Raw genomic sequence first — 6,083 nt, 5'->3', positions numbered from 1 at the left:
GGTTGTGCCTGCTTATTTACTCATTTTTTCTATCAAAACTACAAGTCGTCTTGAAAGCACCCTTATTACAGTAGCTTGTCTAATGTAATGTAATGTAATGTAATGTAATGGGCAGATCGCGAATCCGTTTGCCTGTAGCCTGATAGACCGCGTTGGCGATCACCTCCGGTGGGCGGTTACGCCATCGCTAAACTCCTGGTAATTCCCCATTGTGTCTCTATTTAGATATGGTATTAATTAATGTTCATCTGTGCTGATACCCAAATTCTTTTTCCACGCTCCCTGGCTTATGCTACCTATCGGGATAAACGTTTTTGAGCTAGTTCCCTATATGCCAAACGTGCGCCACATCACACTTTTATCCCGCAGTGAAGCTTTGGGTAATATTTCTAGTGTCAATGAATGGCACGGTGGCAGTGAAATTCCAGCAGCAGCAAGAGTTTTGCTCAGTGAAGAGATGCTCTCTTGGACAGAATATAATACTTGGAATCAGACTGATTTTACACTTGAATGGCGTATTGAAACTCACGCTTTCACAGAAGCAGTCAAGTGTTCTGGCAAAAATCGCTTTCTGGAAGATGGCAATAATACAGTAATTGAAAGCCGTGGTGAACTAGTGATTGACCCGAAAAAAATTAAGGGAGTACCATTCTTTCTCACAAGTACAATTGCTCATGTAGTCGAAGATTTTTTAGCGAAAAATATACAACCAAACCTCCTAGCAATGAGTGCGGGAGTGCGCCAGTATCTAGAGCAAGCCTCATTCGATTGAAAAATAGCATATCAATCGGCGGAAACTTCGCCAGCAATTTCTTAATCATTATCACCAATGCCGGTCATCACTCCAACACTCTTCCAAGAAGTCAAAACCTGGATTCTGCCCCGAATTCGCCGCAAGTTTAAGTTTCTGCATACGTTCCGGTCGCATCGCCTCATGCGACCATTTTTCAGCACTGGAGACAGGCGCGGCGGAACTTTCGCCTTCATGAACTGTTTTGACTTCTCCACCTGAAACTGAATTTTCAACCAACAATGAAGTGGAATTACTTTCTTCTACTTGCCCCTGTATCTGATTAGTGATCGCAGAATTTAAAGAAAATTCATTTTGAGCAAGGGACGCGGCGGAACAAGTACCTTTATGACAGTCTTTCGGCTCAACAGCACAATCCTGTCCTTCTCCTGACTTTTCCCGTTATCTTCATTGATGGAGCGATCGCTTACTATACCCCTAACTCAAAGCCCTATTCTCTCGTGATTAATTCTCATTAAAATTAAATTGTTGAGAATTAGATATAGTGTGAAACCCTTATTATTTCGTTGTTTCACGACTTAACGGGAAAAGTCAGGTCCTTCTCCTATTAACAAAGCAGATTCACCCTGTACTCTCCTGGCTATATATAATGCCAATCTTAGGGTGACACTCTACGGAACTCCTGTCTACTTTTGACTTTGCCAACAGCATCGGTTGCTCATTTCACCCCCCTCCTTACGCTGTGGCAGATTTATATCGCCGAAGATGGAGAGTTGAAGAGGCTTTTTATCTAGTTAAACGTTTATTGGGGCTGTCTTATTTGTCGACTGGTTTTATTAATGGTGTCAAATTACAAGTGTGGGCTAGTTAGCTATTTTATGCAGTTTTAGTAAACCTGGAAGATGGGGTAAGTTATCAATTTTATTTGTTTGTTCAAATTCATGAATTTATCTTAACTAATAAGGTTCTATTAATTCAGATGTGAATTCTAGCTAGAGAGAGAAAGAAAAGCAATGACAATGAATTACAGTGTTTATATATATTTTTTGAGTAACTGAAATTAGTACTTTCTTAAAATATTTTTATTTGATTATTTTATGTTCGTTGACTTGAAAGTGATGGGGAGAGCCTTTAGTCTGCGAGAACCAACCTTCTTGCACCACTCCAACTCATCTTTTGATAACTTTATATCAGAAAATTGTTGCACAAGTGTATTAATAGCAATTTCAGCTTCAATTCGCGCCAATACTGCACCCAAACAATAATGGATACCATCAACAAAAGCTAAGTGACTATTATTAGCTCGTCTAATATCGAAGTGATCGGGGTCAGGAAACTGTGCAGGATCGCGATTTGCAGCGCCTAAAATCACAAGAACTTTCTCACCAAATGGAATAGTGATACCATCTATATCAACATCTTCAGTCGCTATTCGTGTAATGATTTGGATTGGGCTATCATAACGTAGCATTTCTTCCACAGCACTTTGGATGAGTGTTGGTTGTGTTTTCAGTTGTTCCATTTGCTGTGGGTGACGCAATAGAGCAAGCATACCGTTACTTATGAGATTGACTGTGGTTTCTTCACCAGCAAAGAACAACAACATACAAACAGATATAATTTCTTGTTCACTTAATTTGTTATCCTGTTCTTTAACTGTAATCAAGGCGGTTAACAAATCTTGTTGTGGATTTTTTTTGCGTTGAGAAATCAAGCTTTTAAAATAATCTGTAAATTCTAGTGCAACTGTATTCATCTGCTCATAATCTTTCAAAGACCTAAGCGGATCTAAAATATTGGATAGTGTATCCGACCAATGATATAGCTTAAACCAATCTTCAATAGGTACTCCTAGTATTGTAGCAATAACGCTGCAAGGTAATGGACAAGCAAAATCGGACATTATATCCATACTCTCCTTGTACCGAACTTTGTTAATCAATTCATCAGTAATTTTTTGAATTTGAGGACGCAGAGAATTGATAGTTGTAGCAGTAAAAGCTTTACTAATTAGCCCTCGTAATCTGGTATGTTCAGGCGGATCTAAAAATATTAACCATTTGTCAAGAGCTTGTGCAAGTGTATTGAAATCTTGCTGCTCTAGATAAGTGCTTTTATCTCTAATATTTTTTGAGATTTTAGTAACACAAAAGCGAGGGTCACGCAAAACTGCTTTGGCATCAATATAGCGAGTTAGTACCCACATACCTGGAAAGCTTTGATGTATTGGTTCAACAGAGCGAAGGCTATGGTAAATAGGATAGGGATTTGCCTGAAATTTTGGGTCATAAGGATTGAATTTTATAGATTTTTCAACCACTATTTTTTGAGTTTTATTTGTATAATTAATTGGTTCCATTTCATATATCCTCCTATGAATCTCCAAGCTTGACAAAAATTACTTAGCAAGTAAATTTTACAGGTAGAGCTTTCAAGCCACGTAAGACAGTATTCTTTCGCCACTCTAGTTGATTTGAAGCTAACTTTAAATTAGGTAATTGTTGAATAAGCGTGTTAATTGCAATTTGCGCTTGAATACGTGCTAACCCAGCTCCCAAGCAATAATGAATACCATCACCAAAAGCAACGTGTGGATTGGGATTTCGATTAATATTTAAGCGATCAGGATCTGGAAATTGGACTGGATCTCGGTTAGCTGCCCCTAAGCACAGAACCACTTTTTCACCTGCTTGAATTGTTTGATTGCCTATTTCAAAGTTAACAGTAGCAATGCGAGTTGTTGTCTGAATTGGGCTATCGTAGCGAAGTATTTCTTCTACTGCACTTTGGATCTTTGTCGGTTCTGTTTTAAGTTGTTCTATTTCGTCAGGATGATTTAACAATGCCAGCATTCCATTGCCGATTGTATTGACTGTGCTTTCTTCACCTGTTGCAAATAACATGATGCAAGTTGCTAATAGTTCCTCCTCACTTAACCTGTCACTCTGCTCTCTAACTGCAATTAAGGCACTAATCAAGTCGGCTTGTGGCTGTTTTTCTCGTTTGGCAATTAGAGCGCGTAAGTACTCCTTAAATGCTTCTGTGACTTCATTTATGGTTTCAAATTCTTCTAATGAAACCAGTGAGTCTAAGATACGAGCCAAAACATTAGACCACTGATTAAGCTGGTCTTGATCTTCTTGTGGTATTCCCAACAGCCTACTAATCACTGTGACAGGAAGTGGAATCGCAAAGTCGGCAATAATGTCCATACTCCCCTTGTGCCGAACTTTGTCAAGCAATTCATTTACTATTTCCTGAATCCGGGGGCGCATTTGCTCAACAATTACAGGAGAAAAAACTTTCATTACCAAATTACGTAATCTGGTATGGTTTGGCGAGTCCATATAAAATAAAAATCGGCTAGTAGTATGGGCAAGAGTATTCAGATTTTTTCCCTTGTCTTGCAGATATTGGTTTCGTTCTTGGATTGATTTTGGTTTGTCTTGACTGCGAACATAACCACTTCTCAAAACTGCTTTGACATCAGCATAGCGGGAAACGAGCCAATCACCTCCAACAAAGTATTGATGTATGGGAGATTCTGTTCGGAGGCGGTGGTAAGTTGGATCAGGATTAATGCGAACTTTCGGGTCAAAAAGATTGAATCTGAATGCTTTTGCTAACTTGAGTTTTTCTGCTTGGTTAGTACTAATAACTTCTTTGTTCATGCTAATAATTTGTTTGATTTAGTCAATTGGTTTTTAAACAACAACTGAATAAGTTGTTGATGACAACGACTGAAATTTTTCTGCTAAGTATTGTGATAGTGTTTCGATGTCTGGATACTCCCAGAAAAGAGTAATTTCAAGTTCACAACCAAGCAATTGACCTAATTCCCCCGTTAAGCTTACCGCCACTGCTGAATCTAAACCGTATGTAGAAAAAGGCTCTTGAATATCTATCTCATCAGGAGGTATTTTCAAGTACATGGCGAGATGAGAAATCAGCCATGTCTGGATCTCTTTTTCTGTCAAAGTTGGCTTTAATGATTTCTGATCTGTGTCAGATTTATTAATATCTGAATTCACATCTGAATTTTGCACTTGTTGCCAAAGATCGTCTACTTCTGCTTGAAGTTGCAGTAAGTCTGTTTCCGTAAGATTCGCGATCCAATCTCCGATAACATCCAAACTTTTATCAAGAAATCCAACTCGACAAGCGTGACGCTGAACTTTACCACTAGAAGTTTTTGGGATGCTCGCTGTCTTTAGCAGCACAATGGCATAAACTTGTAACTGATGGTGTTCAGACACTGCCTGACGAATAGACTTAACGACTTCATCTACATCCAACTGACGTAAGTAAGTACGCTCTATCTCTTGAGTAATAACTAGCTGCTCAATACCATCTATCTCCACAGAAAATGCTGCCCCGCAATTTGCTCGCAGTGCTGGATGACTATTCTTGACTGTTAATTCAATATCCTGGGGATAATGATTTTGCCCTCGAATAATCATCATGTCTTTGAGGCGACCTGTGATAAATAGTTCGCCATCAAGCAAAAATCCTAAATCTCCAGTGCGTAGAAATGGCCCTCCTTTTGTGTCTAGCAATTGTGCATTAAATGTCTGTTGAGTATCTTGGGGTTTGTTCCAGTAACCACCAGCCACACTTGATCCAGCAACCCAAATCTCTCCTATTTCTCCATCCAGACAGCGAGTTAATGATTCTGGGTTAACAATGACAATTTCTTGATCTAAACTATTATGACCAACAACTGCTTTAGCGTCTTCTGAATCGCTTGTGGTAGTCACAATCAAATTCTGTTTTAAAGCTTGCTCTTGCACAAAGCGAATCACTGGTGGCTGTTTTTTCACACCCCCAGATACAATTAAAGTTGTCTCTGCCATTCCATAGCAAGGGTAAAAAGTACTTTTTGTGAAGCCACAATCAGCAAAGGTTTCTGAAAATTTCTCTATAGTTTCTGCTCGTACAGGTTCAGCACCATTGAAAGCAACCTCCCAACTACTCAAATCGAGGTGTTTACGTTGCTCAGGTGCAATCTTTTCAACACACAGGTCATAAGCAAAATTAGGCCCCCCACTGGTAGTCGCCTGATAGTCAGAAATAGCTTTTAGCCAGCGAAAGGGTTTTTGTAGGAAAGACTCTGGCGACATCAGTGTAACTGAGCAACTACCATATAGAGGCTGTAACACTCCACCAATCAGCCCCATATCGTGGTAAGGAGGCAGCCAAATTACACCTCGACTGTTAGGTGTATGCTCAAAAGACTGATACAGCAGATTGCAGGTTTATGAGGTACAGTAGCAGCAGTTTGCAAACCAATTTCTTAAATGTCTAGGATTGAACAAATTAAGTGCGATCGCAA

The 6,083-nt window shown here is 39.3% G+C and carries 3 protein-coding genes and 2 pseudogenes; 2 read left to right on the top strand and 3 right to left on the bottom strand.

The genetic code is table 11. The features are described from left to right. The first annotated feature begins 240 nt into the window (after window positions 1-240). A pseudogene (locus V7L05_RS01710) lies at window positions 241-772 on the top strand (hypothetical protein). Between the two features lie 709 nt (window positions 773-1,481). After that, window positions 1,482-1,619, top strand: a pseudogene (locus V7L05_RS01705) (transposase); the annotation flags it as partial. Window positions 1,620-1,841: 222 nt separating this feature from the next. Here V7L05_RS01705 and V7L05_RS01700 read toward each other — a convergent pair. Genes V7L05_RS01700 through V7L05_RS01690 form a run of 3 tightly spaced genes read right to left on the bottom strand, consistent with a single transcriptional unit; the run spans window position 1,842 to window position 5,994 of the window. Continuing rightward, on the bottom strand, window positions 1,842-3,110 hold the full coding sequence (locus V7L05_RS01700) for a cytochrome P450 (protein ID WP_335161233.1): 1,269 nt from the start codon (window positions 3,108-3,110) through the stop codon (window positions 1,842-1,844). 43 nt (window positions 3,111-3,153) lie between these two features. Then, window positions 3,154-4,422: a cytochrome P450 gene (locus V7L05_RS01695; protein ID WP_335161231.1), complete on the bottom strand. Its 1,269-nt coding sequence runs from the start codon at window positions 4,420-4,422 to the stop codon at window positions 3,154-3,156. A gap of 33 nt (window positions 4,423-4,455) precedes the next feature. Next, complete coding sequence (locus V7L05_RS01690; protein WP_335161235.1) at window positions 4,456-5,994, bottom strand: AMP-binding protein; 1,539 nt, start codon at window positions 5,992-5,994, stop codon at window positions 4,456-4,458. Between the last annotated feature and the right edge of the window lie 89 nt (window positions 5,995-6,083).

Origin of the sequence: Nostoc sp. (genome assembly GCF_036917755.1) — a bacterium.
In the GTDB taxonomy this organism is placed as follows: domain Bacteria; phylum Cyanobacteriota; class Cyanobacteriia; order Cyanobacteriales; family Nostocaceae; genus Nostoc.
Note: the sequence above shows the minus strand (reverse complement) of the source record. Positions and strands in the feature narration are given on the sequence as shown.

Bases quoted from the DNA above. Each gene is read 5' to 3' on its own strand.
- V7L05_RS01700 (WP_335161233.1), bottom strand. From the start codon at position 3,110: ATGGAACCAATTAATTATACAAATAAAACTCAAAAAATAGTGGTTGAA.
- V7L05_RS01695 (WP_335161231.1), bottom strand. From the start codon at position 4,422: ATGAACAAAGAAGTTATTAGTACTAACCAAGCAGAAAAACTCAAGTTA.